This window comes from Mycobacterium venezuelense, from assembly GCF_054919535.1.
Genome location: NZ_JBONDW010000022.1, coordinates 107,561 through 132,018, shown reverse-complemented (window position 1 = coordinate 132,018; position 24,458 = coordinate 107,561). Strand labels below are relative to the sequence as shown.

The 24,458-nt window shown below is 66.6% G+C and carries 24 protein-coding genes and 2 tRNA genes; 9 read left to right on the top strand and 17 right to left on the bottom strand.

All coding sequences use genetic code 11. The features are described from left to right. Positions 1 to 29: 29 nt before the first annotated feature. Positions 30 to 614, bottom strand: a complete 585-nt coding sequence (locus ACRCUN_RS28905) for a TetR/AcrR family transcriptional regulator (RefSeq protein WP_462145050.1) — start codon at positions 612 to 614, stop codon at positions 30 to 32. 54 nt (positions 615 to 668) lie between these two features. Between ACRCUN_RS28905 and ACRCUN_RS28900 the strand changes: the two genes are divergently transcribed. After that, positions 669 to 1,175, top strand: a complete 507-nt coding sequence (locus ACRCUN_RS28900; RefSeq protein WP_462145049.1) for a GNAT family N-acetyltransferase — start codon at positions 669 to 671, stop codon at positions 1,173 to 1,175. Between the two features lie 12 nt (positions 1,176 to 1,187). On the opposite strand, the gene ACRCUN_RS28895 is transcribed toward ACRCUN_RS28900, so the two are convergent. The 3 genes from ACRCUN_RS28895 to ACRCUN_RS28885 are packed head-to-tail and all read right to left on the bottom strand — an operon-like array spanning position 1,188 to position 5,766. Continuing rightward, positions 1,188 to 1,895 carry an HNH endonuclease family protein gene (locus ACRCUN_RS28895; protein WP_462145048.1) on the bottom strand — a complete coding sequence of 236 codons (708 nt, stop codon included), beginning with the start codon at positions 1,893 to 1,895 and terminating at the stop codon, positions 1,188 to 1,190. Then, the gene (gene recG / locus ACRCUN_RS28890; protein WP_462145047.1) at positions 1,892 to 4,126 is read right to left on the bottom strand and encodes an ATP-dependent DNA helicase RecG; all 2,235 of its coding nucleotides are present in this window, start codon (positions 4,124 to 4,126) and stop codon (positions 1,892 to 1,894) included. The genes ACRCUN_RS28895 and recG overlap by 4 nt, the downstream gene beginning before the upstream one ends. After that, positions 4,126 to 5,766 (bottom strand): fatty acid kinase ATP-binding subunit FakA, encoded by a 1,641-nt coding sequence (locus ACRCUN_RS28885; protein ID WP_462145046.1) that lies wholly within the window; start codon positions 5,764 to 5,766, stop codon positions 4,126 to 4,128. The genes recG and ACRCUN_RS28885 overlap by 1 nt, the downstream gene beginning before the upstream one ends. 251 nt (positions 5,767 to 6,017) lie before the next feature. Here ACRCUN_RS28885 and rpmB point away from each other — a divergent pair, with 251 nt between their 5' ends. Then, entirely contained in the window at positions 6,018 to 6,212 is a 195-nt protein-coding gene (gene rpmB, locus ACRCUN_RS28880) for a 50S ribosomal protein L28 (RefSeq protein WP_462145045.1), read from the top strand. Between the two features lie 73 nt (positions 6,213 to 6,285). Beyond that, positions 6,286 to 6,624 (top strand): hypothetical protein, encoded by a 339-nt coding sequence (locus tag ACRCUN_RS28875; RefSeq protein WP_462145044.1) that lies wholly within the window; start codon positions 6,286 to 6,288, stop codon positions 6,622 to 6,624. On the opposite strand, the gene ACRCUN_RS28870 is transcribed toward ACRCUN_RS28875, so the two are convergent. Together ACRCUN_RS28870 and ACRCUN_RS28865 are read right to left on the bottom strand one after the other, a co-directional pair. Further along, a complete protein-coding gene (locus tag ACRCUN_RS28870; RefSeq protein WP_462145043.1) occupies positions 6,625 to 7,335 on the bottom strand; it encodes a uracil-DNA glycosylase in 711 nt (236 codons plus the stop codon). It abuts the gene before it with no gap. A gap of 24 nt (positions 7,336 to 7,359) precedes the next feature. Continuing rightward, on the bottom strand, positions 7,360 to 8,331 hold the full coding sequence (locus ACRCUN_RS28865) for a thiamine-phosphate kinase (RefSeq protein WP_462145042.1): 972 nt from the start codon (positions 8,329 to 8,331) through the stop codon (positions 7,360 to 7,362). Positions 8,332 to 8,436: 105 nt separating this feature from the next. Here ACRCUN_RS28865 and ACRCUN_RS28860 point away from each other — a divergent pair, with 105 nt between their 5' ends. Both ACRCUN_RS28860 and ACRCUN_RS28855 read left to right on the top strand, forming a co-directional pair. Continuing rightward, positions 8,437 to 8,679 (top strand): Lrp/AsnC family transcriptional regulator, encoded by a 243-nt coding sequence (locus ACRCUN_RS28860; RefSeq protein WP_462145041.1) that lies wholly within the window; start codon positions 8,437 to 8,439, stop codon positions 8,677 to 8,679. Positions 8,680 to 8,689: 10 nt separating this feature from the next. After that, entirely contained in the window at positions 8,690 to 9,259 is a 570-nt protein-coding gene (locus ACRCUN_RS28855) for a DUF3515 domain-containing protein (protein ID WP_462145040.1), read from the top strand. 2 nt (positions 9,260 to 9,261) lie between these two features. Here ACRCUN_RS28855 and ACRCUN_RS28850 read toward each other — a convergent pair whose 3' ends face one another. The 3 genes from ACRCUN_RS28850 to ACRCUN_RS28840 form a co-directional block, all read right to left on the bottom strand. Next, a complete protein-coding gene (locus tag ACRCUN_RS28850; RefSeq protein ID WP_462145039.1) occupies positions 9,262 to 10,383 on the bottom strand; it encodes a D-alanine--D-alanine ligase family protein in 1,122 nt (373 codons plus the stop codon). Positions 10,384 to 10,471: 88 nt separating this feature from the next. Next, positions 10,472 to 11,590: a cystathionine gamma-lyase gene (locus tag ACRCUN_RS28845; RefSeq protein WP_462145038.1), complete on the bottom strand. Its 1,119-nt coding sequence runs from the start codon at positions 11,588 to 11,590 to the stop codon at positions 10,472 to 10,474. 32 nt (positions 11,591 to 11,622) lie between these two features. Then, complete coding sequence (locus ACRCUN_RS28840; RefSeq protein WP_462145060.1) at positions 11,623 to 12,603, bottom strand: NAD(P)H-dependent glycerol-3-phosphate dehydrogenase; 981 nt, start codon at positions 12,601 to 12,603, stop codon at positions 11,623 to 11,625. An 82-nt stretch (positions 12,604 to 12,685) separates the two neighbouring features. On the opposite strand from ACRCUN_RS28840, the gene cofC reads away from it, so the two are divergent. The 3 genes from cofC to mutT1 are packed head-to-tail and all read left to right on the top strand — an operon-like array spanning position 12,686 to position 16,585. Beyond that, positions 12,686 to 13,348, top strand: coding sequence for a 2-phospho-L-lactate guanylyltransferase (gene cofC / locus ACRCUN_RS28835; protein ID WP_462145037.1), 663 nt, complete (start codon positions 12,686 to 12,688; stop codon positions 13,346 to 13,348). 29 nt (positions 13,349 to 13,377) lie between these two features. Further along, complete coding sequence (locus ACRCUN_RS28830) at positions 13,378 to 15,585, top strand: RNA degradosome polyphosphate kinase (RefSeq protein WP_462145036.1); 2,208 nt, start codon at positions 13,378 to 13,380, stop codon at positions 15,583 to 15,585. A 55-nt stretch (positions 15,586 to 15,640) separates the two neighbouring features. Beyond that, positions 15,641 to 16,585, top strand: coding sequence for an 8-oxo-(d)GTP phosphatase MutT1 (gene mutT1 / locus ACRCUN_RS28825; RefSeq protein ID WP_462145035.1), 945 nt, complete (start codon positions 15,641 to 15,643; stop codon positions 16,583 to 16,585). 56 nt (positions 16,586 to 16,641) lie between these two features. Here mutT1 and ACRCUN_RS28820 read toward each other — a convergent pair whose 3' ends face one another. The 3 genes from ACRCUN_RS28820 to leuC form a co-directional block, all read right to left on the bottom strand. Continuing rightward, positions 16,642 to 17,280, bottom strand: a complete 639-nt coding sequence (locus tag ACRCUN_RS28820) for an HU family DNA-binding protein (RefSeq protein ID WP_462145034.1) — start codon at positions 17,278 to 17,280, stop codon at positions 16,642 to 16,644. Between the two features lie 204 nt (positions 17,281 to 17,484). Continuing rightward, entirely contained in the window at positions 17,485 to 18,078 is a 594-nt protein-coding gene (gene leuD / locus ACRCUN_RS28815) for a 3-isopropylmalate dehydratase small subunit (RefSeq protein ID WP_462145033.1), read from the bottom strand. Positions 18,079 to 18,091: 13 nt separating this feature from the next. Further along, positions 18,092 to 19,546, bottom strand: a complete 1,455-nt coding sequence (leuC, locus tag ACRCUN_RS28810) for a 3-isopropylmalate dehydratase large subunit (RefSeq protein WP_462145032.1) — start codon at positions 19,544 to 19,546, stop codon at positions 18,092 to 18,094. 108 nt (positions 19,547 to 19,654) lie between these two features. Here leuC and ACRCUN_RS28805 point away from each other — a divergent pair, with 108 nt between their 5' ends. Further along, the gene (locus ACRCUN_RS28805) at positions 19,655 to 20,356 is read left to right on the top strand and encodes an IclR family transcriptional regulator (protein WP_462145031.1); all 702 of its coding nucleotides are present in this window, start codon (positions 19,655 to 19,657) and stop codon (positions 20,354 to 20,356) included. A 255-nt stretch (positions 20,357 to 20,611) separates the two neighbouring features. On the opposite strand, the gene ACRCUN_RS28800 is transcribed toward ACRCUN_RS28805, so the two are convergent. From ACRCUN_RS28800 to ACRCUN_RS28780, 5 genes are all read right to left on the bottom strand, one after another. Beyond that, positions 20,612 to 20,684, bottom strand: a tRNA-Glu gene (locus tag ACRCUN_RS28800). 94 nt (positions 20,685 to 20,778) lie between these two features. Next, positions 20,779 to 20,850 (bottom strand) — tRNA-Gln (locus tag ACRCUN_RS28795). 115 nt (positions 20,851 to 20,965) lie between these two features. After that, positions 20,966 to 22,423 (bottom strand): glutamate--tRNA ligase, encoded by a 1,458-nt coding sequence (gene gltX / locus ACRCUN_RS28790; protein ID WP_462145030.1) that lies wholly within the window; start codon positions 22,421 to 22,423, stop codon positions 20,966 to 20,968. Between the two features lie 9 nt (positions 22,424 to 22,432). Then, positions 22,433 to 23,209 carry a fumarylacetoacetate hydrolase family protein gene (locus ACRCUN_RS28785; RefSeq protein WP_462145029.1) on the bottom strand — a complete coding sequence of 259 codons (777 nt, stop codon included), beginning with the start codon at positions 23,207 to 23,209 and terminating at the stop codon, positions 22,433 to 22,435. 50 nt (positions 23,210 to 23,259) lie between these two features. Beyond that, positions 23,260 to 24,441, bottom strand: coding sequence for an alpha/beta hydrolase family protein (locus ACRCUN_RS28780; RefSeq protein WP_462145028.1), 1,182 nt, complete (start codon positions 24,439 to 24,441; stop codon positions 23,260 to 23,262). Between the last annotated feature and the right edge of the window lie 17 nt (positions 24,442 to 24,458).

Sequence of the window (24,458 nt, the reverse complement as noted above, 5' to 3'; positions counted from 1 at the left end):
CAGGTTTGGGGTGCTTTTGCGTCTGCTCGTCACACGCGAAACTGCGCCGTGTGCGCGCGCACGGCGCTCGTGACCCGGTCCCGGTCGCCGGTGGCAAGCAGGTCGAGCAGTCCCCCACGAAGCACCGCGAGCGCCAGGGTGCGACGGGCGAGCCCGTCCGCACTGGTTTTGTCCTGCGCCGGTTGGTAATTCGCGAGCACATCGAGCCAGTCCTGCACCGTGGCGCGCGCGAAGCCGGCCCACGGCCCGCCCGGTTCGGAAAGTGACCGTGCGTACGCCTCGGTCCAGAGTTTCAGCAGCGGTACGTGTTCGTCTGCGGCCAGCCAGCCCCAGACCTGCTCGACAGCGGCCGCAAGGCTGACCTGGCCGGCATCGGCGGATTGCCGGAGACGATCCAGGAGCGCCAGCTCGTCGCTGCGCGCCCGCTCGAGCAGTGCGCGCACAAGGCCGTCCTTGCTGCCGAACAAGAACAGCAGCACGCGAGGGCTGGACCCGATGGCCGCCGCCAAGGGCCGCAGCGACATCTCGCCCAGACCGTGGGTCAGGGCGTACTGGTACGCGGCCTCCAGCAGTTCCGTCTGCCGGGCTGAGGGACTTGTAGCGGCTGCGGGCACATTGGTAGCCTACCGCTACTGAAACGAGTGTTTCAGTACTCGGGAGGTTCATCGATGTCGCAGGTTGTCGATACGCGGCAGGTCGTCGTGCGCCGGGCCGACCAACCCGGTGATCTGGGGTGGATCGTGATGGCCCACGGCGAGGTCTATGACCGGCAATTCGGCTGGAACACCGACTTCGAGACATTGGTGGCCAGGATCGTCGCCGACTTCGCCGGTGAGCACGATCCGGCACGCGAAGCGGGCTGGATTGCCGAAGTCGACGGCAAGCGCGCCGGCTGCATCTTCTGCGTGGCCGGCGATGAACCCGAGGTGGCGAAGTTACGGATCTTGTTGGTGACCCCGGATGCCCGAGGCCTCGGACTCGGCACCCGGCTCGTAGAACAGTGTCTGCAGTTCGCGCGCGACGCGGGTTACCGGCACGTCACGCTGTGGACCAACGATATTCTCGTTGCCGCTCGAAAGATCTACGAGGCATTCGGGTTCCGGCTTGTCGACGAAGAACGCCACCACAGTTTCGGACACGACCTCAACGGCCAGAACTGGCTGCTCGACCTCTGACGCCCGGCGAACTCAGCCCGTCGGGCACGTCCCGCTAGCCTCCCGCAGCACGGCCGCCGACGCCGTGTCGACCGGCAGGCGGTAACCGCGTAGCACCTCGACGAATTGCACGGCGTACTGACACCAGAACGCGCGGTTGGGCGGCATCCAGTGCGCCGGTTCCTGATCACCCTTGTCCTGGTTGGCTTCCCCGGCGACCGCGAGCAAATTGGCCGGATCGTTGGCGAACCGCGCTCGAAGGTCCTCCGGCCAATCGCGCGCGCCCAGATCCCACGCCAATGCCAACGGAACAATGTGGTCGATCTGCACCGACGCACCCGTCTGGTTGCCGCGGACGAACGCGACGACGGCGCTGGTGTACGGATCGTGAAGCGTACCGGTCGCCACCGCGTTGGGGCACCGCTTGATCGACACGAAAGTCTTGTCTGCGAGATCTCGGTTGAGGATGTCGTTGCGGGTGTCGCAACCGTTGTGACCGCCGGGCGCACTGTTGTCGTCGTCCCAGGCCTCGCCGAACGCGGCGCGCCGATAGTCGTTGCCGCGCACACGGATTGGAATCTCCGCCAGCCCGGCCAGTGGATCGACGCCCGGGGCCACGGTTGGGGTCTGCGCCTGGGCGACGAACCGCGCGCTGCGCTGATCGGACACCATCACCTGAACGGCCACCACAACTGCCAACGCGACGGCAAGGGCCAGCCACCACACCCTGCGTCGGGTCATGCCTTTTCCAGGTACTCGACGCGATCGGTTTCGACGAATTGCGCTGCCAGCAGCGCCATGCCCGGGTCTTGCGGGTTCTTTTCGTACATCTCCTCGCAGAACGCGCGCGCGTCGGTGATCACTTCCAGATGCTCACGCAGCGACAGGAAGCGCAGATTGATGGTCCGGCCGGACTGGTTGAGGCCCAGCACATCCCCTTCGCGGCGCTCATCCAAATCCAGGTCGGCAAGGGCAAAACCGTCCAGCGTGCCCGCGACCGCTTTGATGCGCTCCCCCGCCTTGGACGTCTCGGGCAGCCGCGTCGCCAACAGGCACAGGCTCGGGTGTTGACCTCGACCGATCCGGCCGCGCAACTGATGTAGCTGACTGATGCCGAAGCGGTCGGCGTCCATCACCACCATCACGGTGGAATTCGGCACGTCGACGCCGACCTCGATGACCGTCGTGCACACCAACACGTCGATCTCACCGGCCCGGAATGCCGACATGACGGCGTCCTTCTCGTCGCCGGACAGCCGGCCGTGCATCAGCCCGAGCCGCAACCCGGACAGCGGCCCGGCCTTCAGGCGGTCGAACAGTTCGACGACGGTGATCGGTGGCGGCCCACCCTGCCCGCCTTTGTCGTTGCCGTTCTTGTCGTTCTCGTCGATGCGGGACGCCACGACGTACGCTTGCCGGCCAGCGGCCACTTCCTCACGGATCCGCGCCCATGCGCGGTCGAGCCAAGCCGGCTTCTGTGTGATGAAGATCGTGTTGGTGGTGATCGGTTGGCGCCCCCGGGGAAGCTCGCGCAGCGTGGAAGTCTCCAGATCGCCGTACACCGTGAGCGCGACGGTGCGCGGGATCGGTGTCGCCGTCATCACCAGAAGATGCGGGGTCAACCCGTCACGAGCCTTGGCGCGCAAGGCATCCCGTTGTTCGACGCCGAACCGGTGTTGCTCATCGACCACGACCATGCCGAGGTTGTGAAACTCCACCGCCTCTTGCAACAGCGCATGGGTGCCGATCACGATGCCGGCCGCACCAGAGGCGACCTCGCCTCGCACCTCGCGCTTCTGCGGCGCCGACATCGAGCCCGTCAGCAGCGCGACCCGGGTGGCGTTGTCGGCGCCACCGAGTTGCCCGGCCATGGCCAGCGGACCCAGCACGTCACGCACCGACCGGGCATGTTGGGCGGCAAGCACTTCCGTCGGAGCCAGCAACGCGCACTGGTAACCCGCATCGACCATCTGCAACATGGCGAGGACCGAGACGATGGTCTTACCCGATCCGACTTCACCCTGCAGCATGCGGTTCATGGGGCGCGTCGAGGCGAGTTCACCGGAGATCACATCGAGCACCTCGCGTTGGCCCACCGTCAACTCGAACGGCAGGCGACTCTGCATCGCCGCGGCCAGCCCACCGTCGATGCGCGGCGCCGACGGACCGGACTCGCTGAGCTCGCCGTAGCGTCGCGCCACCAAACCCCATTGCAGGCCGACGGCTTCGTCGTAGGTCAGCCGCTCGGCGGCGCGGTCCCGCTGTGCCGCGGTCTCAGCCAGGTGCACAGCGCGCAGCGCCTCATCCTCTGACATCAAATTGCGTTGGCGCACAAATGATTCCGGCAACGGATCCACGATGGGGTCGAGCACGTCGAGCACCTGCCGCACGCACCGGTAGATGTCCCAGCTCTGCACTTTCGCCGACGCGGGATAGATCGGAAAGAACTCTCTTTCGAATTCGGCCAACAAATCGTCGCCGGTGGCCCCCGACGCCGTCGCGATCGACTTGAGCGACTTGGTTCCGATCTGCTTGCCGGGGGGCGGATTGAGAACCAGAAATGCCGGGTGATCGAGCTGCAGCGTGTTGCGGAAGAACTTGACCTCGCCGGACAGCATCAGCCGCGTGTCGACCTCCAGCTTGTCGATCAGCCAGTCGGCGTTGAAGAAAGTTGCCGTCACCTCGGGCCGATGCTTGCCGAGGGTCACCCGCAGGTACCTGCGCGGGCGCTTGCCGGGCTGGCTGCGCATGGGCTTCGCGTCGGCTTTGGTGATGACATCGATGAAGGTGACGTGTTCGCCCTCTTCGAAATCGAGTGCCTCGCCCTCACCGCGCACCGTCATGCCGTCGCTGTACTTCCGCGGGTAATGCCGCAGCAGATCGTTGACTGTGCGAATGCCGAAGTGCTCCTCCAGCGGCCGGGCCGCCTTCGTCCCGATCACCATGTCGAGCCGGTCGGCGAGGGTTACCACTACTCCACCCCGATCAGTAGCGCATCGCCGCGATGGCCGGTGTGGTAGGTCACCAGCTCCGCCCCGAGATGCTCTTTGTGGACGTGGGCCTGCAATGCCTCACCCACCTCGGCGTCGACGCCGTCGCCCGTCAGCACGGTGATCAGTTCTCCACCCGCGGCCAGGAACAGATCGATCAACCCGGCTGCCGCGGCGGTGATGTCAGGTCCGACGATCAGCACCTCGTCCCCGGCAATGCCGAGGCCATCGCCCGGTTTGCAGGCGCCGGCCCACGTCAACGCCTCCTCGGTGGCCATTCGCACCGAGCCGTGCCGAGCGCCCGCCGCGGCACGGGCCATGGTGTAGCCGTCGTCGACCGCTTGGCGGCCTGCGTCGTGCACGGCCAGCGCAGCAAGTCCCTGAACCATCGAACCGGCCGGGACCGGGACGACATCGATGCCCCAGCCGATGGCCGCGGTACATCCGGCCACGAGTTCTTCGGCCGCCACATACCCGTTGGGCAACACCATGACCTGTGCGGCTCCGACGTCGACGAGGGCGCGCAGCAGTTGCTTGGCACTGACCGGCTCGCCGGCATCGGGCCGCAGTACGTGGGCCCCCTCGCCGCCGAACAGCTCCGCTCCGCCGTCGCCGTCGACGACGGCCAGCACTGCGCGTTCGCGGTCCCAGCCACCGACCGGTCGCGCCCCTCCCGCGCCGATCAGCGCGGTGATCTGGATGCGGGCCAACGTGCCGGTCGCCAGCCCGGCCTCGACCGCTGCACCCGCATCGTCGACATGGACATGGACGGAGTACTGGTCGCTGCCTGATGCGGCGATTGCGACCGACTCGCCCAACTGTTCAAGACCGGCCCTCAGCTGTTCGACCGCGTCGGCTCCGCAGCCGCTCAGCAGATACATGACCTCGAACTGGGGCGGCGCCGTGGTCGGCGCCTGTGCGAGCGCGGCGGGCGTCGCTTTCGGCGGCTCCGGTGTGTAGGCCGGCCTGTGCGGGGCGTGGCCGACGATCGTCGCGGTCAACGCATCGAGCAGGACCAGCAGGCCACGCCCACCGGAGTCGACGACACCGGCCTCGGCCAGCACGTCGAGCTGCTGTGGGGTGTGGTCGAGCGCGGCCGCGGCGGCTTCGGCCGCGGCCACCACCACGTCACCGAGTTCGGCGGCCTCGGCGGCCCGGTCTTCGGCAGCGCGTGCCGCGGCCTGCAGTACCGAGACGATGGTGCCGGGCACGGGTTCGCCCATCGACGTATTGACCAACGCGACGGCGTGCCGCAAAGCGGCGCCGAGCAGAACACCGTCGACGTCGGCGAGATCGCCGTCGCGCTGGGCCGCCGCCGACGTGATGACTTCGGCCAGCCCGAGCAGGATCTGGGACAGGATCACCCCGGAGTTGCCCCGCGCACCCTGCAGCGCGCCCGCCGCCAGCGCACTCGCCACTCCCGCGACATCGCCGCCGGTCGGCTCGGCATCGACCTGCGCCCACGCCGACCGCATCGTGAACAGCATGTTCGTGCCGGTATCGGCATCGGCTACCGGGAAGACATTGAGCCGGTTGATCTCGTCGGTGTGGGTGATCAGATCGCCGACGGCCGTATACGCCCAATCCCGCAAGGCGGAGGCGTCGAGCCGCCGAGCAGACATCGGACCTCCCAGTTTTCACGCCGAATCCCCGGTGCACGGTGTGGGTGCCAGGCACACCACCCATAGTGGGCGCCAGCCTAACCAGTAACGGCGACAAACCCGATGAGACCATCGTCGCCTGTGCAGAACCTGGGGCCGTGCTCACGGGCGATTTTGGCGATAGCCAGCCCGGCCGGTATCCTGATCAGGTTGTCGGGTCACCCCGCCTGTGGTCGTTGGCCCCCAAGTACTGATTTCGAGGAGTTGTTGATATGGCTGCCGTGTGCGATATCTGCGGGAAGGCGCCGGGCTTCGGCAAGTCGGTGTCGCATTCGCATCGGCGGACCAGCCGGCGCTGGGATCCGAACATCCAGTCGGTGCGCGCAGTGACGCGCCCGGGTGGCAACAAGCAGCGCGTGAATGTCTGCACTTCTTGCATCAAGGCCGGCAAGGTTTCGCGCGGCTGAGCGCTTGCGGCTGAGCGCTTGCGCGAAGACGCCTTGGTTTAACTGAGAGGTCGGCGGGGTAGCTCCTGTCGTCATGACCTCTCGCGTATCACACTCAGCGCTGTGCGCTGTGGCCTCCGGTTTCGCCGTGGGTGCGCTGCTGACCGCATGCGGTGGCGGCGACTCCGGCGACGAGACCACGACGGAAACCACCACCTCCGAGACAACGGTCATCGAGACGACGGAGTCGCCGATCGAAGAGACCACGTTGTCTCCGGCGCCGACATCTCCGGCGTTGCCTCCGACGGTGACCACCGAGGGCGACGGGGACGCGACGATCGAGATCCCGTCGCCGCCGGCCATCCCGTCGCCGCCTGCGATTCCCTCACCCCCACCGATTCCGTCGCCGCCGCCCATCCCGCTGCCCGGATAGTCAGGGCAGGCGCCAGTCGATCGGCTCGGCGCCACGCTGTTGCAGGAGTTCGTTGGCGCGACTGAACGGCCGCGATCCGAAGAATCCTCGCGAGGCTGACAGCGGCGATGGATGCGGGGATTCGATGGTGGCGCAGTCGCCTTCGGCGAGCATCGGCTTGAGCGTGGACGCATCTCGACCCCACAGCACGGCGACCATGGGCTTACGACGTGCCACGAGTGCGCGGATCGCGCACTCGGTGACCGATTCCCAGCCTTTCCCGCGGTGTGAAGCCGGCGTGCCGGGGCGCACCGTAAGAACCCTGTTGAGCAGAAGTACGCCCCGCTGCGCCCATGGCGTGAGGTCACCGTTGCTCGGCGTCGGGTAGCCCAGATCTTGCTCATATTCGGTGAAGATGTTGGACAGGCTGCGCGGCAGCGGTCGAACGTCGGATGCGACCGAGAAACTCAGCCCCACCGCATGGCCCGGCGTGGGATAGGGATCCTGTCCGACGATGAGAACCCGCACCTCATCGAAGGGAAATGTGAAGGCCCGCAGCACATTCTGCCCCGCGGGGAGGTAACGCCTGCCTGCGGTCAGCTCGTCGCGCAGGAACTCCCCCATCTGCGCGACCTGCGCGGCGACGGGCTCCAGCGCGCGGGCCCAACCATCTTCGACGAGTTCGTGGAGGGGTCGTGCACCTGTTGAATTGCTGGTCGCGTCGGCAGTCACGAAAAGCAAACTTAGCGTGAGCCGCTAATCGAAAGACTGCCATCCCGGGCTTCCGCACCACGGCGCGCCGTCGACGAGAACCCGGGCCGGCCCGTCGACAACTCGGCCGATCACCCGCCAGCCGTCGGGCGCCGTCCCGGAAAACGTCGCGACCAGCGCGTGATCCTCGCCGCCGCCCAGGATCCACTGCAACGGGTCGGCATCCACCGTCGCGGCGGCCGGCGCAAGCGCGTCCCGATCGGGGTCCAGTCCATCTGCGAACACGTCGACGCCAACGCCGGAGGCGGCGGCGATGTGGCCCAGGTCGGCGAGTAACCCGTCGGAGACGTCGGTCATCGCCGTTGCCCCGGCATCGGCCGCGACAGCACCCTGGCCGTACGGCGGCTGTGGCGCGAGGTGGCGCTCCCGCAAGTCGCCGAAGCGGTCAATACCCTTGTCCCACAACATAAATCCGGCCGCCGACCGACCGAGATCGCCGATCACCGCGACGGTGTCACCGCTGCGCGCCCCGCTGCGCCGGACAGGTGCGCGGCCGCCGAGATCGCCAAGCACCGTCACCGAGATCACCCACAGCGGTGCCCGCACGAGGTCACCACCGGCGATGCCCGCGCCCAGTTTTCGCGCCTCATCCCACATGCCGTCGGCGAGTTCGACCGCGTCCGCGGTCGACGTCTCGGCGGGTGCACCGAACGACACGAAGAACGCGGTCGCGCGACCGCCCATGGCCTCGATGTCGGCGGCATTCTGCGCTATCGCCTTGCGCCCGATTTGATGAGGCCGCGACCAGTCCAGGCGGAAATGCCGATCCTGCACCAACATGTCGGTGGACACCGCAGTTCGGCCGTCCTCGACGGCCACCACCGCGGCGTCGTCGCCCGGTCCGAGCGTGACGGACCGAGGCTGCTCACGCCCGGCCAGCAACCGGTCGATCACCGCGAACTCGCCGACCGCCCCGAGACTCTCGTGCGAGCCGGCGGCGGGGTCCCGGTCGCCCATATCGCCTCCTGCCCTTCGCGGCCGTGCCCTGAACACTGGCCACACCTGCGGTACGTTTGGTGCCTGCGGCGAGGAGTCTATGCAGCGAGACGGAGGAGACGGCGGGTGGTGCAGGCTTACGTGCTGATCCAGACCGAGGTGGGCCGCGCCGAGGTCGTCGCCAAACAGCTGGCCGCATTGCCCGGCGTGGTCTCGGCCGAGTACGTGACCGGCCCGTACGACGTCGTGCTCCGCATCAGCGCCGATACGCTGGCCGCCCTGCAGAGTGATGTGATGCCCGGCGTCCAGCAGGTCACCGGCATCACCCGGACCCTGACCTGCCCGATCGCCAACGGAGCGCAGCCATAGAGTTGGTGGTGTGACCGATCCGCAGACCACCGATGGACCACCCCGCGCTCTTCTGATTGCGGCGGTCGTCGTTGCGGTGTCGGCGTTGATCACAGTCCTCGGCATCGCGGCGTCACGCCAGCAGTCGCCCGATCAGCAACCTGTCGTGATCTCCTCGGTGCCTGCCCCTCAGGGCAACAGTGCCGAATGCAACGCCCTGCTGGGCGCACTGCCCGAGCAGCTCGGCGACTTCCGCCGCGCCCCTACCGTCGAGCCGACGCCGCCCGGCGCGGCCGCATGGCGGGCAGGGGCGGATGCCGAGCCGGTGATCCTGCGTTGCGGGCTTGAGCGGCCCGGCGATTTCGTGGTCGGCGCGCCGCTGCAACAGGTCGATGCCGTCCAGTGGTTCCAGGTGCGCGATCCGGGTGCCGGTGCCGACACGGCCGAGGACGCCCGCAGCACGTGGTACGCGGTGGACCGACCGGTGTATGTGGCGCTCACTCTGCCTGCCGGCTCAGGGCCGACCCCGATTCAGCTGATCTCCGGACAGATCACCCGCACCATGGCGGCACGGCCGATCGATCCGGCCCCGGCGCGCTGATCTCAGCGCAGGCCGGTGCCCCGGGCCAGCGCGGTGTCGACCATCGCCGCCAGCAGGGTCGGGTAATCCACGCCGCTGGCCGCCCACATCCGCGGGAACATCGAGATGGTGGTGAAGCCGGGCATGGTGTTGATCTCGTTGATGACCGGACCGTCGTCGGTCAGGAAGAAGTCGACGCGGGCCAGCCCCTGGCAGTCGATCGCGGTGAACGCGCGCACTGCGAGCCGGCGAACCTCATCGGCGACATCGTCGTCGACCTTGGCCGGCACGTCCAGCTCAGCGGCGTCCACCAGGTATTTGGTGGCGAAGTCGTAGAAGCCGTCCTCGCGGCCCCGCACTCCGGCCACCCGGATCTCCCCCACGGTGCTGGCTTCGATCCTGCCGTCGGGGAATTCGAGCACGCCACATTCCAGTTCCCGTCCCGGGACCGCTGCCTCGACGATGACCTTGGGGTCGTGACGCCGGGCGAGTTCGATCGCCGCCGGAAGTTCATCCCAGGCGGACACGCGGCTTACGCCGATCGACGAGCCGCCGCGGGCCGGCTTGACGAACACCGGCAGGCCGAGCCGCTCGCGCTCGTCGAGGCCGAGCGTGGCGTCTTTCGGGCGTAAGACGACGTGGTCGCCGATCGGCAACCCTTCCGCGGCCAGCAGCTTCTTCGTGAACTCCTTGTCCATGCCTGCGGCGCTGGACAGCACGCCCGATCCGACATACGGCACCCCGGCCAGCTCGAGCAGACCCTGGATCGTGCCGTCCTCGCCGTACGGGCCGTGCAGCACCGGGAACACGACGTCGACGGCGGCGAGCACCTCGCCGGGGCCGTTGGCCAGTGACAACAGTTGACCGCTGCGGTTGGGGGCGGCAGGCAGCGCAAGCTCCGTACCGGACTCCTCGGTGACCTCGGGCAGTTGACCGTCGGTGATCGCGAGCGTCTCGGGCCGACCGTCGGTCAGCATCCACGACCCGTCCGGGGTGATACCGACGGCAACCACCTCGAAGCGCTGCGGGTCGAGGTTACGCAGGATGCTGCCTGCAGACACGCACGAGATCGCGTGCTCGGAGCTACGCCCGCCGTACACGACGGCGACGCGGGTGCGTCCTTGAGGCTGATTGCGGGCAGTCACAACCTAGAGAGGCTACCGTCCCGGCCCGACCCCGCACTTCGGCACATCCTGACCTCGGGCTCAGCGCAGTGCCGCGATATCGATCGAGTCAGCCATCGCCTGCGGCCGACAATGCCGCTTCCACGTCGGCAAGCAAATCGTCGGTGTCCTCGATACCCGCCGAGATGCGCGCGAATCCGGCAGGCACGGGATCACCCCAGCGCGCACGGCGATCGACGGAGGTGTGAATCCCACCGAAGCTCGTCGACGAGATCAGCAATTCACTGTGTTCGACAAGGGCGTGCACCGCTGCTTCGTCGGCAAGCTCGACGGCGACGAGGCCGCCGAACCGCTTCATCTGAGCCGCCGCCAACTCGTGCGCCGGATCATCGGGCAGTCCGGGATAACGCACCGAGACGACCGCCGGATGGTTGCGCAACATCACCGCGAGTGCGCGCGCATTCTGACACTGGCGCTCGAACCGCAGCCCAGCGCTGCCCAAGCTGCGCAACACCAACCAAGCTTCGAAGGCCCCGAGTATCGGGCCGGCCAACAGTCGGTCGCGCTCGAGCGCTGTCATCAGATCCGGTTGACTGCCCGCCACGTACCCGGCGATCAGATCACTGTGTCCCGAAAGCGATTTGGTGGCGCTCGCGACCACCAGGTCGGCCCCGAGCGACAACGGCTGCTGTCCGAGCGGCGTCGCGGTGGTGTTGTCGACCACCAGAGTGGCGCCACGGCCACGGCACGTCATCGCCAGCCGGTGCAGATCGACGACGTCCAGGCCGGGATTCGCCGGCGTCTCCGCCAACACCACATCCGCGGCAGAGGCCGCGTCACACATTTCGGCGGTATGCGCCTCTATCACCGTGACACCTTGCGCCGCAAGGTATTCCGCGGCATATCGACGAACTTGATAGTAACCGTCGGCGGGGACGACCAGCGTCGAATCCGGTTTGGTCAGCACCCGCAGCGCCGAGGTGATCGCGGCCATCCCCGACCCGAATGTCAGAGCTGCGGCGGCACCCTCGAGCTCGGCGAGGGCAGCTTCCAACTGTCGCCATGACGGATTTGAGCTGCGACCGTAACTGTCCAGCGCCTCGGATTCGTCGGGCGAGAGATGGAAAGTCGACGCGGGGATCGGCATGGGGGCGACCGGACTTCCCGGAATCGCTTCCAAACCAACGGCTTTGACGCTACGAGTGGAATCGCCGTAGGTGCCGTCCATACCGTGCTGCCCTCCTCACGTGCCGGCTGAAGCTACTCCGGTTTGGTGCTGCGGCCCAGTAGTAGCGCGACCGCGGCATGAACCGATAAACCTTTGTGGCAGACCCGGTGTACGGCATCGGTCAACGGCATCTCGACCCCGTAACTCGAGGCCAGCGCAAGCACCGACTCGCAGGAGGCCACGCCTTCGGCCACGTGGCCGCCGGCAGCGGCGAGCGCCGACTCCATGGTTCCGCCCTTGCCGAGCCGCTCCCCGAAGGTGCGGTTGCGCGAATGAGGTGACGTGCAGGTCGCGACGAGGTCACCGACTCCGGCCAGCCCGGCGAGAGTGGCCGGTGTCGCGCCCAATGCGATGCCCAGCCGCATGATCTCGGCCAGACCGCGAGTGATGATGGCCGCGACGGTGTTCTCCCCCAGGCCGACACCGACGGCCATCCCGCAGGCCAGCGCGATGACGTTCTTGCATGCGCCGCCGATCTCGGCACCCACTACATCGGCATTGGTGTACGGACGGAAGTATCCGGTGGCCAGCGCGCGCTGCAAGGTGACCGCCCGCCCGGAGTCGCTGCAGGCGACGACGGTCGCGGCGGGCTGCTCGTCGGCGATCTCACTGGCCAGATTCGGCCCCGTCACCACGCCGACACGAGCCGGATCCACGCCGGTGACCTGGACGATGACCTGACTCATGCGCATCAGCGTGCCGAGCTCAATTCCCTTGGCCAGGCTCACAAGGGTGACGTCGTCGCCGATCAAGTGCTTCCAGCCCTCGAGGTTGGCGCGCAGCTGTTGCGCCGGAACCGCCAGCAGCACCGTGCAGGCACCGGCCAGCGCATCTGCGGGGTCACTCGTCGCCCGGATCGCGGACGGTAACTTCACGTCGCCGAGATATTCGGCGTTGCGATGCTCACTGTTGATCTCGTCGGCGACTTCGGGCCGTCGGGACCATATCGTCACCGGATTGCCCGCATCCGCCAAGACCTTGGCCAGCGCCGTTCCCCACGCGCCGGCTCCCATGACCGCAGCCTCCACCACGCGTTCACCCTAACCCTCACACCGCCGCCGTCGACGGCACCGGCGCGGCTGGCAGGATGGCACCATGAGCGGCACGAGAACAGCCAGCGCCGCAGCAGCTACATCGGGCGCTGACGTGGCGTTGATCATCGCGGTCAAACGGCTCGCCGCGGCCAAGACTCGGCTGGCACCCATATTTTCGGCACCGACCCGCGAGGCCGTCGTGTTGGCCATGCTCGTCGACACCATCACCGCGGCATCGACCATCGCGCCGGTCACCGTGGTGACGCCCGACGACGTCGCAGCAGATGCCGCGCGACAGCTCGGTGCCGGCGTACTGGCCGATCCGACTCCGCAGGGTCACCACGACCCCCTGAACAACGCGATCACGGCGGCCGAAACCGAGCTGCGGGCAAGCACGCCGAACATCGTTGTCCTGCAAGGCGATCTCCCTGCTCTGCAGCCGCAGGAACTGGCCGAGGCACTCACCTCCGCACGTGGCTATCAGCGCAGTTTCGTCGGCGACCGGCACGGCACCGGCACCTCGGCGTTGTTCGCGTTCGGAGTTCCGCTGCAACCGCTGTTCGGCGCCGATTCGGCCGCGCACCACCGGCACTCCGGAGCGATCGAGTTGACGGGCGCGTGGCCGGGCCTGCGATGCGACATCGACACACCCGACGACCTGCAGACGGCACGCCGCCTCGGCGTCGGAGCCGCCACTTCCCAGGCAGTAGCCCGGCATCGCTAGCGGGTAGCCGCGGGGCGCGCACATAGGGAATGATCGGACAGGTGAGCGAAGCCACCGAAGCGGAGCCTGACACCCGCACCGACGAAACCCAACTGGGCGACGGTTCAGTGCGATCGCAGCAGGCGGTGGAACCCGTCGCGACACCGGAGGCGCCGCCTGCTGCCACCTCACCGGCGGTGGACAACGCACTGCCGGAAGATCGCTATCTCAACCGCGAGCTCAGCTGGCTGGACTTCAACGCACGTGTGCTCGCGCTGGCCGCTGACCCGTCGCTACCCTTGCTCGAGCGAGCCAAGTTCCTGGCGATCTTCGCCTCGAATCTCGATGAGTTCTATATGGTGCGCGTCGCCGGGTTGAAGCGGCGCGACGAGATGGGCCTGTCGGTCCGGTCGGCCGACGGACTGTCGCCCCGTGAACAGTTGCGCCGAATCAGCGAACGCACTCAGCAGATCGCGAGCCGTCATGCCGGGGTGTTTCTCAACGCGGTGCGCCCGGCGCTGGCCGAAGAGGGCATCTTCATCGTCACGTGGGCCGAACTCGACGATTCCGAACGAGAAAGACTGTCACGGTACTTCCACGAACAGGTGTTCCCGGTTCTGACACCGCTCGCGGTCGACCCGGCTCACCCGTTCCCCTTCGTCAGCGGCCTGAGTCTGAATCTGGCGATCACCGTCCGGCATCCCGACGACGGCGGGCAGCACTTCGCGAGGATCAAGGTGCCCGACAACGTCGACCGGTTCGTCGAACTGGCTTCGCCGGACGGTTCCGCGGTGGCACGGTTCCTGCCGATGGAGGAACTCATCGCGGCGTTCCTGCCGGTGCTGTTCCCCGGTCTGGAAGTTGTGGAACACCATGCCTTCCGGATCACCCGCAACGCCGACTTCGAGGTCGAGGAAGACCGGGACGAGGATCTGCTGCAGGCCCTCGAACGCGAGTTGGCCCGCAGGCGGTTCGGCTCACCGGTCCGGTTGGAAGTCTCCGACGACATGACCGAGAGCATGCTTGAGCTGCTGCTGCGCGAACTAGACGTGGCCCCAGGCGATGTCATCGAGGTGCCCGGGTTGCTCGACCTGTCCGCGCTGTGGCAGGTCTACAGCGTCGATCGGCCCGACCTCAAGGACCGGCCGTTCGTCCCGGCAACCCCGCCCGCATTCGGCGAACGCGAAACCCCCAAGAGCATTTTCTCGACGCTGCGCGACGGGGATGTGCTGGTGCACCATCCCTACGATTCGTTCTCAACCACCGTGCAGCGCTTCATCGAACAGGCCGCCGCCGATCCCAACGTGCTCGCGATCAAGCAGACGCTCTACCGCACGTCCGGTGACTCACCGATCGTGAACGCGCTGATCGACGCCGCCGAGGCCGGCAAGCAGGTCGTGGCGCTCGTCGAGATCAAAGCCCGATTCGATGAACAGGCCAACATCAAATGGGCACGCACGCTGGAACAGGCCGGCGTGCACGTGGTCTACGGGTTGATCGGTCTCAAGACGCACTGCAAGACGTGTCTGGTGGTGCGGCGCGAGGGCTCGACCATCCGGCGCTACTGCCATATCGGAACCGGCAACTACAACCCGAAAACCGCACGCCTCTATGAGGATGTGGGCCTGCTCACGGCCGACCCGGACATCGGCGCCGATCTCACCGATCTGTTCAACTCGCTGACCGGATACTCCCGCAAGGATTCCTACCGCAATCTGCTGGTGGCACCGCGCGGTGTCCGCAAGGGCATCATCGAGCGCATCGACCGCGAGATCGCGGCCCAGCGTGACGGTGCTCGAACCGGAATCCGGTTGAAGGCCAACGCGCTCGTCGACGAGCAGGTGATCGACGCGTTGTACCGCGCCTCTCAGGCCGGGATCCCGGTCGAGGTCGTGGTACGGGGCATCTGCGCGTTACGCCCCGGCGTGCCGGGGTATTCCGACAACATCACGGTGCGGTCGATTCTCGGCCGTTTCCTTGAGCACTCACGGATTATTCACTTCCGCGCCATCGATGAGTTCTGGATCGGCAGCGCCGACATGATGCATCGTAATCTCGACCGACGGGTCGAGGTCATGGCTCAGGTCAAGGATCCGAGGCTGACCGCACAGCTCAACGATGTGTTCGAGTCCGCCATGGATCCGGCCACCCGGTGTTGGGAACTGCGCCACGACAGCCACTGGACGGCATTGCCGCAAGAAGGCCAGACGGTCAGAGACCACCAGGTGTCACTGATGGAACGGCACCGGCATCCCTGAACCGGGTTCCAGCGGGCCGGTAGCGGATGCCGGCGATTGACCTGCAGGAGTAGAGGTGTCGAACGACAGCACACCAGCCGCGAAGTCGGTGAAGAAAACGGTACCCGCGGCGGGCGCAGTGCTGTGGCGCCACAGCGGTGAGCCGGCCGGCGACGAGCCGGCGCCGACCGAAGTGGCCGTCATCCACCGTCCCCGGTACGACGATTGGTCACTGCCCAAAGGCAAGCTGGAACCCGGCGAGACCGAACCGCTCACCGCGCTACGCGAGGTCGCCGAGGAGACGGGGTATACCGCGCAGCTCGGTCGTCGCCTCGGTGCAGTCACGTACCCGATCCAGCAGGGCACCAAACGGGTTTGGTATTGGGCGGCCAAGGCCACCGGTGGTGACTTCACCCCCAATGGTGAAGTAGACAAACTTGTCTGGCTTCCGATCGATGCCGCGATGGAACAGCTGCAATATCCCTACGATCGAAAAGTCTTGCAGCGCTTCGTATCTCATCCACCGGAAACGAAGACCGTGATGATCGTCCGGCATGGCACCGCAGGCAGCAAGGCGAGCTACAAGGGCGACGACCGTAAACGCCCGCTGGACAAGCACGGTCGCGCGCAGGCCGAATCTCTGGTCGATCAACTGTTGGCATTCGGTGCCACAACGCTGTACGCCGCCGATCGGGTGCGCTGCCACCAGACCATGGAGCCGTTGGCCCAAGAGCTCGGCGTCGACGTCCACAACGAGCCGCTGTTGACCGAGGAAGCGTATTCCTCCGATCAGAAGGCTGCCCGCGGCCGAGTGCTCGAGATCGCCGCCCGCGCCGGCACCCCGGTGATCTGTACGCAGGGCAAGGTGATTCCAGACCTCATCGCGTGGTGGTGCGAGCGCGCGAACGTGCGCCCGGAAACCAGCGGCAACCGCAAGGGCAGCACTTGGGTGCTTTCGTTGTCAGACGGCCGGTTGGTGGCCGCCGACTACATGTGCAGCGCCCTGCCCAAACAGAAATAGCCCACACGCAAAGGCACGCCGTGGGCTTGTGGGCCCACGGCGTGCCTGACGGGAAACTACTTGCGGCCCTTCTTGGCCGGGGCCTTCTTGGCAGCAGCCTTCTTGGCCGGAGCCTTCGTGGCAGCCTTCTTGGCCGGAGCCTTCGTGGCAGCCTTCTTGGCCGGAGCCTTGGTAGCAGCCTTCTTGGCCGGAGCCTTCGTGGCAGCCTTCTTGGCCGGAGCCTTGGTAGCAGCCTTCTTGGCCGGAGCCTTCGTGGCAGCCTTCTTGGCCGGAGCCTTCGTGGCAGCCTTCTTGGCCGGAGCCTTCGTGGCAGCCTTCTTGGCCGGAGCCTTCGTGGCAGCCTTCTTGGCCGCGGTGCGCTTGGCCGGGCCTGCGGTCACACCACGCTTGACCGCCGGACCCTCCGCCGGGAGACGCTGCGCGCCAGAGACAACGGCTTTGAACTGTGCGCCGGGCCGGAAGGCCGGCACCGAGGTGGGCTTGACCTTGACGGTCTCGCCGGTGCGCGGGTTACGCGCAACCCGGGCAGCGCGACGGCGCTGCTCGAAAACACCGAAACCGGTAATCGTCACGCTGTCGCCCTTATGCACCGCGCGCACGATGGTGTCGACAACGTTCTCCACCGCGGCGGTAGCCTGCCGACGATCGGTGCCCAGTTTGGTTGTGAGTACGTCGATGAGCTCCGCTTTGTTCATTCAAAACCTCCGAAACCAGTGGTCCACCTTGGACCGACTAGAGGACACGGTAAACCCTCTGACCACTGATTTCCAAGAGCCACGCGCAATTTCAGGCGTAGCTGGCGAACTTTCCGGCAATCTGCTTGCCCCACTTGGACTCCTGCCCGGGGGGTTCAGAACCGGTTCGGGAGGCGGCGAATTCGGGTCGCGGAGGGCCCGAAATCAGGCCGGCAGGGTGCGCGGCTTCCACCCCGGCCTGCGCTGCTCATAAGCCTCGATCTGATCGAGTTTCCGCAGCGTAAGGCCTATATCGTCGAGTCCTTCGAGCAGCCGCCAAGCGGTGTAATCGTCAATCCTGAACGGCACCACGACCGTTCCTGCGGTCACATTTCGATCTTGAAGATTCACAGTGATTTCCAGGCCAGGATTCTGCTCGATGAGCTTCCAAAGCAGCTCGACATCATCTTGGGCGACTTCTGCGGCCAATAGCCCCGCTTTGCCCGCGTTGCCCCGAAAAATATCGGCGAAGCGAGAGGAGATAACCACCCGGAAGCCGTAGTCCATGAGCGCCCAGACGGCATGTTCGCGCGAGGATCCGGTGCCGAAATCGGGTCCGGCGACCAACACGGAGCCCTTGTCGAATGGCGGCAGGTTCAATATGAACGACGGGTCATTACGCCACGCGGCGAATAGCCCGTCCTCGAAACCCGTTCGGGTCACCCGCTTCAGATAGACCGCCGGAATGATCTGGTCGGTGTCGACATTGGACCGCCGCAGCGGGACGCCGATGCCGGTGTGAGTGTTGAATGCTTCCATTTTTCGGGCTCCTCTAGCGGGTTGCGGCAGGCAGATCGGCTGGCGACGCCAGCTTTCCGCGCACGGCGGTGGCGGCTGCGACGGCCGGTGACACCAGGTGGGTACGGCCGCCCTTGCCCTGACGGCCCTCGAAATTTCGGTTGGACGTCGAGGCGCAACGCTGGCCCGGCGACAGCTGATCGGGGTTCATGCCCAGGCACATCGAGCAGCCGGCCTGGCGCCACTCGGCTCCGGCATCGATGAATATCCGGTCGAGGCCTTCCGATTCGGCCTGCGCCCGGACCCGCATCGAGCCCGGCACGACGAGCATCCGGACGCCGTCGGCCACCGTGCGGCCCTTCAGCACGTCGGCCACCACTCGCAGATCCTCGATGCGCCCATTGGTGCACGAGCCCACGAACACCGTGTCGACGGCGATGTCGCGCATGGCGGTACCCGGTCGAAGATCCATGTAGGTCAATGCCTTTTCGGCGGCCTGCCGCTGGGCATCGTCGCCCATGAGTTCGGGGTCGGGAACCGAGGCCGACAGCGGAACGCCCTGCCCGGGATTCGTGCCCCACGTCACAAAGGGGGTGAGTTCGGCGGCGTCGAGGTAGATCTCGGTGTCGAACTCGGCGCCCTCGTCGGTGCGCAACTGGCTCCAAGCGGCGACCGCCGCATCCCAGTCGGCACCCTTCGGCGCGTGCGGACGACCCTTGAGGAACTCGAAGGTCGTCTCGTCGGGGGCGACCATACCGGCGCGAGCCCCCGCTTCGATGCTCATGTTGCAGACCGTCATCCGGCCCTCCATCGACAGTGCCTCGATGGCACTGCCCCGGTATTCGATGACGTGCCCCTGTCCGCCACCGGTTCCGATCTTCGCGATGACGGCGAGAATGATGTCCTTGGCGCTGACTCCCGGCGGCAGCACGCCGTCGACGTTGACCGCCATGGTCTTGAAAGGCTTGAGCGGCAGCGTCTGCGTCGCCATTACGTGCTCGACCTCCGATGTGCCGATGCCCATCGCGATGGAGCCGAACGCACCGTGCGTCGAGGTGTGGCTGTCGCCGCACACGATCGTCATGCCGGGCTGGGTGAGGCCGAGCTGCGGCCCGATGATGTGCACGATGCCTTGTTCGGCGTCGCCCATCGGGTGCAGCCGGATGCCGAATTCTTCACAGTTGCGCCGCAATGTCTCCACCTGTGTGCGGGAGACCGGATCGGCGATCGGCTTGTCGATGTCGACCGTGGGCACGTTGTGGTCCTCGGTGGCGATCGTCAGATCGGGCCGACGCACCGGACGGCCGGCCAACCGCAGCCCGTCGAACGCCTGCGGGCTGGTGACCTCGTGTACGAGATGCAGATCGATGTAGATCAGGTCGGGCTCTTTCGACGCGCCCTCACCGTCGCCGAGCGCCACGACGTGGTCGTCCCAGACCTTTTCGGCCAGGGTGCGCGGTTTCGCAGATGTCTTTGTCGATTGATCCATCGCCAGTACTCGATTCGGTTCAGTGCGCTGCGGGCTGCAGTAAAGGGCTGGGAGATCCCGTTGCCGTCTCGCCTGCCATCTCAGCATGCGAGACGTTAGTATCTCTCTGTGAGAAATGATAGCGGCATCGGCGTGCTCGACAAAGCGGTGGGTGTGCTCCACACGGTGGCCGAGTCACCTTGCGGGCTGGCCGAACTCTGCGAGCGGACCGGACTCCCCCGGGCAACCGCCCACCGCTTGGCCGCCGGACTGGAAACCCACCGGCTACTGGCACGCGACGGCGACGGCCGCTGGCGGCTCGGCCCCGCATTGACCGAATTGGCCGCCCACGTCAACGATCCGCTGTTGGCGGCCGGGGCCGCGGTACTGCCCCGGCTACGCGAAATCACGGGCGAGAGCGTGCAGCTGTACCGCCGCGAGGGCCTGTCCCGCGTGTGTGTCGTGGCTTTGGAACCACCGGCCGGGCTTCGCGACACCGTGCCCGTCGGAACTCAGCTGCCGATGACCGCGGGCTCGGGCGCCAAAGTTCTGCTCGCGTACGCCGACGCGGCCACGCAGCAGGCCGTGCTGCCAACCGCCAAATTCACCGACCGCACACTGGCCGAAGTCCGCAAGCGCGGATGGGCGCAGAGTGCCGCCGAACGCGAGCCCGGTGTGGCGAGCGTCTCGGCGCCGGTGCGCGACAGCCGCGGCACGGTGATCGCCGCGGTGTCCGTGTCGGGCCCCATCGACCGCATGGGCCGTCGCCCCGGAGCACGCTGGGCCGCGGATCTCCTCGCCGCCGCGGACGCACTCACGCGCCGGCTGTGAGACACGTCGCAGTGCGCGCCTGCCTGCGCCTGCCGGCTGCCGCCTGCCGGGTCTGCCGACCGCCGCCTGCCGGGTCTGCCGACCGCCATTGTCACGCCAGAGTGACTCTCGACGCCCACAGCCACCCTGGCGTGACAATCGACGCCCACAGCCACTCTGGCGTGACAATGGCGGACACAGAGGCCCTGAGGCACGCGGCAAGACAGCCCGAAACGACGAAACACCCAGTTCGATTGAACTGGGTGTTTCGTGTTGTACCCCCGATGGGATTCGAACCCACGCTACCGCCGTGAGAGGGCGGCGTCCTAGGCCGCTAGACGACGGGGGCTAGAACTTCCGGAGGGAAAGCATAGCTCAGGTGATCAGCCTGACCTAATCGCTCCGGTGTGCTTGAACGCTCTTCGCGGGAGCGTTCATCGCAGCTGGGGTACCAGGACTCGAACCTAGAATGGCTGAACCAGAATCAGCTGTGTTGCCAATTACACCATACCCCATTGGCTGCCCATCACCGCAGGTCACGGGCATTTTCGGTCCGGATCGCGTATCGGGGGCGTCCCCGCTGCGCTTTCCGGGCCGACGAGCAGACTACCAAAGATTCGCACCGACTTTTTACACGCGGTCCCTCGCGGCGCGCAGCCGCGCCAAACTGCGGTCGCGGCCGAGCAGTTCCATCGACTCGAAAAGCGGCGGGCTGACGGTCGCCCCGGTGACGGCGACGCGGATCGGGCCGAACGCCTTACGCGGCTTGAGCTCCAACCCCTCCAGTAGAGCCGCCTTGAGCGCGGCCTCGATGTTGGCCGTCGTCCACTCCCCGACCGGCTCCAACGCGCTCAGCGCCGCGTCGAGCACCGGTGCGGACTCAGCCTTCAGTTCCTTGGCTGCCGACTTCTCGTCGATCTCGTAGGAGTCGTCGTTGAGGAACTTCAGCAGGCCCCACGCGTCGCCGAGCACCACGATGCGCGTCTGTACGAGCGCGGCGGCTTCGGCGAACCCGGCGTCGTCGAGCCCGGTGTCATACCCGTGTGTGACGAAGTACTCACGCAGTCGCGCGGTGAAATCCTCTGGGGTGAGCAGCCGGATGTGCTCGGCGTTGATGGCGTCGGCCTTCTTCTGGTCGAACCGGGCCGGGTTCGAGTTGACGTTGACGACGTCGAACGCAGCCACCATCTCGTCGAGGCTGAACACGTCGTGGTCGTCGGCGATGCCCCAGCCGAGCAAGGCCAGGTAGTTCAGCAGGCCTTCCGGCAGGAACCCGCGATCACGATGGAGGAACAGGTTCGACTGGGGGTCACGCTTGGACAGCTTCTTGTTGCCCTCACCGAGAACGCTTGGCAGATGTGCGAATTCGGGAACCCGCTCCGCCACACCGATCCGCATCAGCGCCCGGTACAGCGCGATCTGGCGTGGGGTCGACGGCATGATGTCCTCGCCGCGCAGCACATGTGTGATTTTCATCATCGCGTCGTCGACCGGGTTGACCAAGGTGTACAACGGATCCCCGCTCGCGCGCGTGATCGCGAAGTCCGGAACTGATCCCGCGGGGAACGTCGTGGGACCGCGAACCAGGTCGTTCCATGACAGGTCCTCGTCGGGCATCCGAAGCCGCAGCACCGGCTTACGGCCCTCGTCGGCGAAGACCTTTCGCTGCTCATCGGTCAGGGTTCGGTCGAAGTTGTCGTAACCCAGTTTGGGGTTGCGGCCTGCCGCGTGGTGGCGGGCCTCGACCTCCTCGGGCGTCGAATACGCCTCATACACCTCACCGGCTTCGAGCAGGCGCGCGATGACATCGCGATAGATCTCACTGCGCTGCGACTGCCGGTACGGCTCATAGGGACCGCCGACCTCTGGACCCTCGTCCCAGTCCAGTCCGAGCCAGCGCAACGCATCGAGGATCGCGGCGTAACTCTCGTCGCTGTCCCGCGCGGCGTCGGTGTCCTCGATGCGGAAGACGAAAGTCCCGCCCGTGTGCCGGGCGTATGCCCAGTTGAACAGCGCGGTGCGCACGAGGCCGACGTGCGGGGTGCCGGTGGGTGACGGGCAGAACCGTACCCGAACCAAATCAGACATTTTATACCTCTACTTTTGCTTTCGCACAACGGGATTCGTCAGGGTGCCGATGCCTTCGACGGTGATGCTGACGGTGTCACCGTTCTCGATGGGGCCGACGCCTTCCGGGGTTCCGGTCAGGATGAGATCGCCCGGCAGCAGTGTCATGACGGCCGAAGCCCACTCCACGATCGCGCCGATGTCGTGAATCATCAACGAGGTCCGGCTGCGCTGACGCACTTCGCCGTTCACCTCGGTGCGCAGCTCGAGGTCCGACGGGTCCAGATCGGTGACGATCCACGGGCCGACCGGGCAGAAGGTGTCGTGGCCCTTGGCACGCATCCACTGACCGTCCTTCTGCTGCTGATCGCGCGCCGAAACATCGTTGGCGATGGTGTAGCCCAGGATGTTCTCCGCCGCGCGTGCGGCAGGCACGTCTTTGCACGGCCGGCCGATGACGACGGCCAGCTCGCCCTCATGGTGGACCGGGAACGCGTCGGCGGGCAATTGGATCGGCACGTTCGGTCCGACGATCGCGGTGTTGGGCTTGAGGAAGATCACCGGATCCTCCGGCGCCACACCGCCCATCTCCTCGGCGTGTGCGGCGTAATTCTTGCCCATACAGATCACCTTGCTGGCAAGAATGGGTGCGAGCAGTCGCACATCGGCCAGCGGCCAGGTCCGCCCGGTGAAGTTCGGATTGCCGAACGGATGCTCGGCGATCTCTTTGCAGACGGCATCTGCCCCGTCGCCTTCGATGCTCACGAAAGCGACGCCGTCGGGACTGGCGATTCGACCTAAGCGCATTTTTGTCAGCGTAGTGCTCACGGTGTTGCGGTCGGTCGAGACGCCCTGCGTCAGCTCCCGTCGAACAGCGCGCGCAGGAACGGCGTGGAATCCGGAAGCGAGGCCAGCACCGTGCCCGAGTGATCTTCGTCCCGGTAGATCTTGAGTGTGACGTCCTGCCCGTTGGCCCGGAGCCGATCGTTGAGCTGCATTGACATGTTCGGTGGGACATCGTGGTCGAGAAGGCCGACGCCGAGAAATATCGGGCGGTCATAGCCACTGGTCGGGGTGCCGAGGTAGGCGTCGAGCGCGTCCGAGACGCCAGGCAGGGTGCTCAACGGAGCCCGGAAAAAGCCGGTCGGGGTCATACCGGCCAGCGCCTGATCGAGTTCGGGCTTACACAGCGTCTCCGCCTTGTCGACCGCGTTCACCCCTGCCGGGCTGAGCACGCTGTTGACGTCGATGTCGGGCCGGGCTTCCCGGAATCCGGCGAGGATGTAGCCGGTGTAGCTGTTGGCGGCCGGGCCGAGATTCGGCGGCACTGCCATATCCGGGCCGGCCTGCTTGACGATGCTCTCGACGTTGAACGGCGTCCCCGTCGCCACCACGCCGCGATAGTCGAGCCCGCTCCCGCGGCTGAATTCGCTGGCCCAGCGCGCACTGTTGATGGCGGCTCCCCCGCCCTGGGATTGGCCGACGAGCGCCCACTTCGGCGACAACGGCAGATCCATGTGGTGCATGGCGATCACCGAGTCGACGACGCTGTGCGCGGTGGCGACGCTGTTGAGGTAGCTCATCAAACCCGGCGTGCCCAGGCCTGCATAGTCGGAGCCGACGACCGCGTAACCCTGGTCCAGCCAGTGCGTCAGATACTCGGTGTCGCGTTCACTGCGCGGGTGCGCCGAGGGTGCGCAGTCATCGCCGAGGCCGACGGTGCCGTGCGCCCACGCGATGACAGGCCAACCGCCTTCGGGTGCTCTGCCAAGCGGCACAAACACCGCTGCGGTGCTGACGGCAGGTGAGTCATGTTGGTCGATCGTGGAATACAGAATCCGGTATGCGGTCCCGGCGCCCGGCAACGACAGCGCCGGGTCCAGCGGCACCGACTCGATGAGGGTGCCCGGAGCGGGAATCGCGCCGTCGAATCCACGCGCGTCCAGGCCCGACCAGTTCGGCGCCGCCGCAGTCGCAACCGGCACCGGGCCGGCTACGAACGCGAGCACCAGCAGAGCAATGACCGTCAACCATTTCACGAATCCCAGGCTAGGCG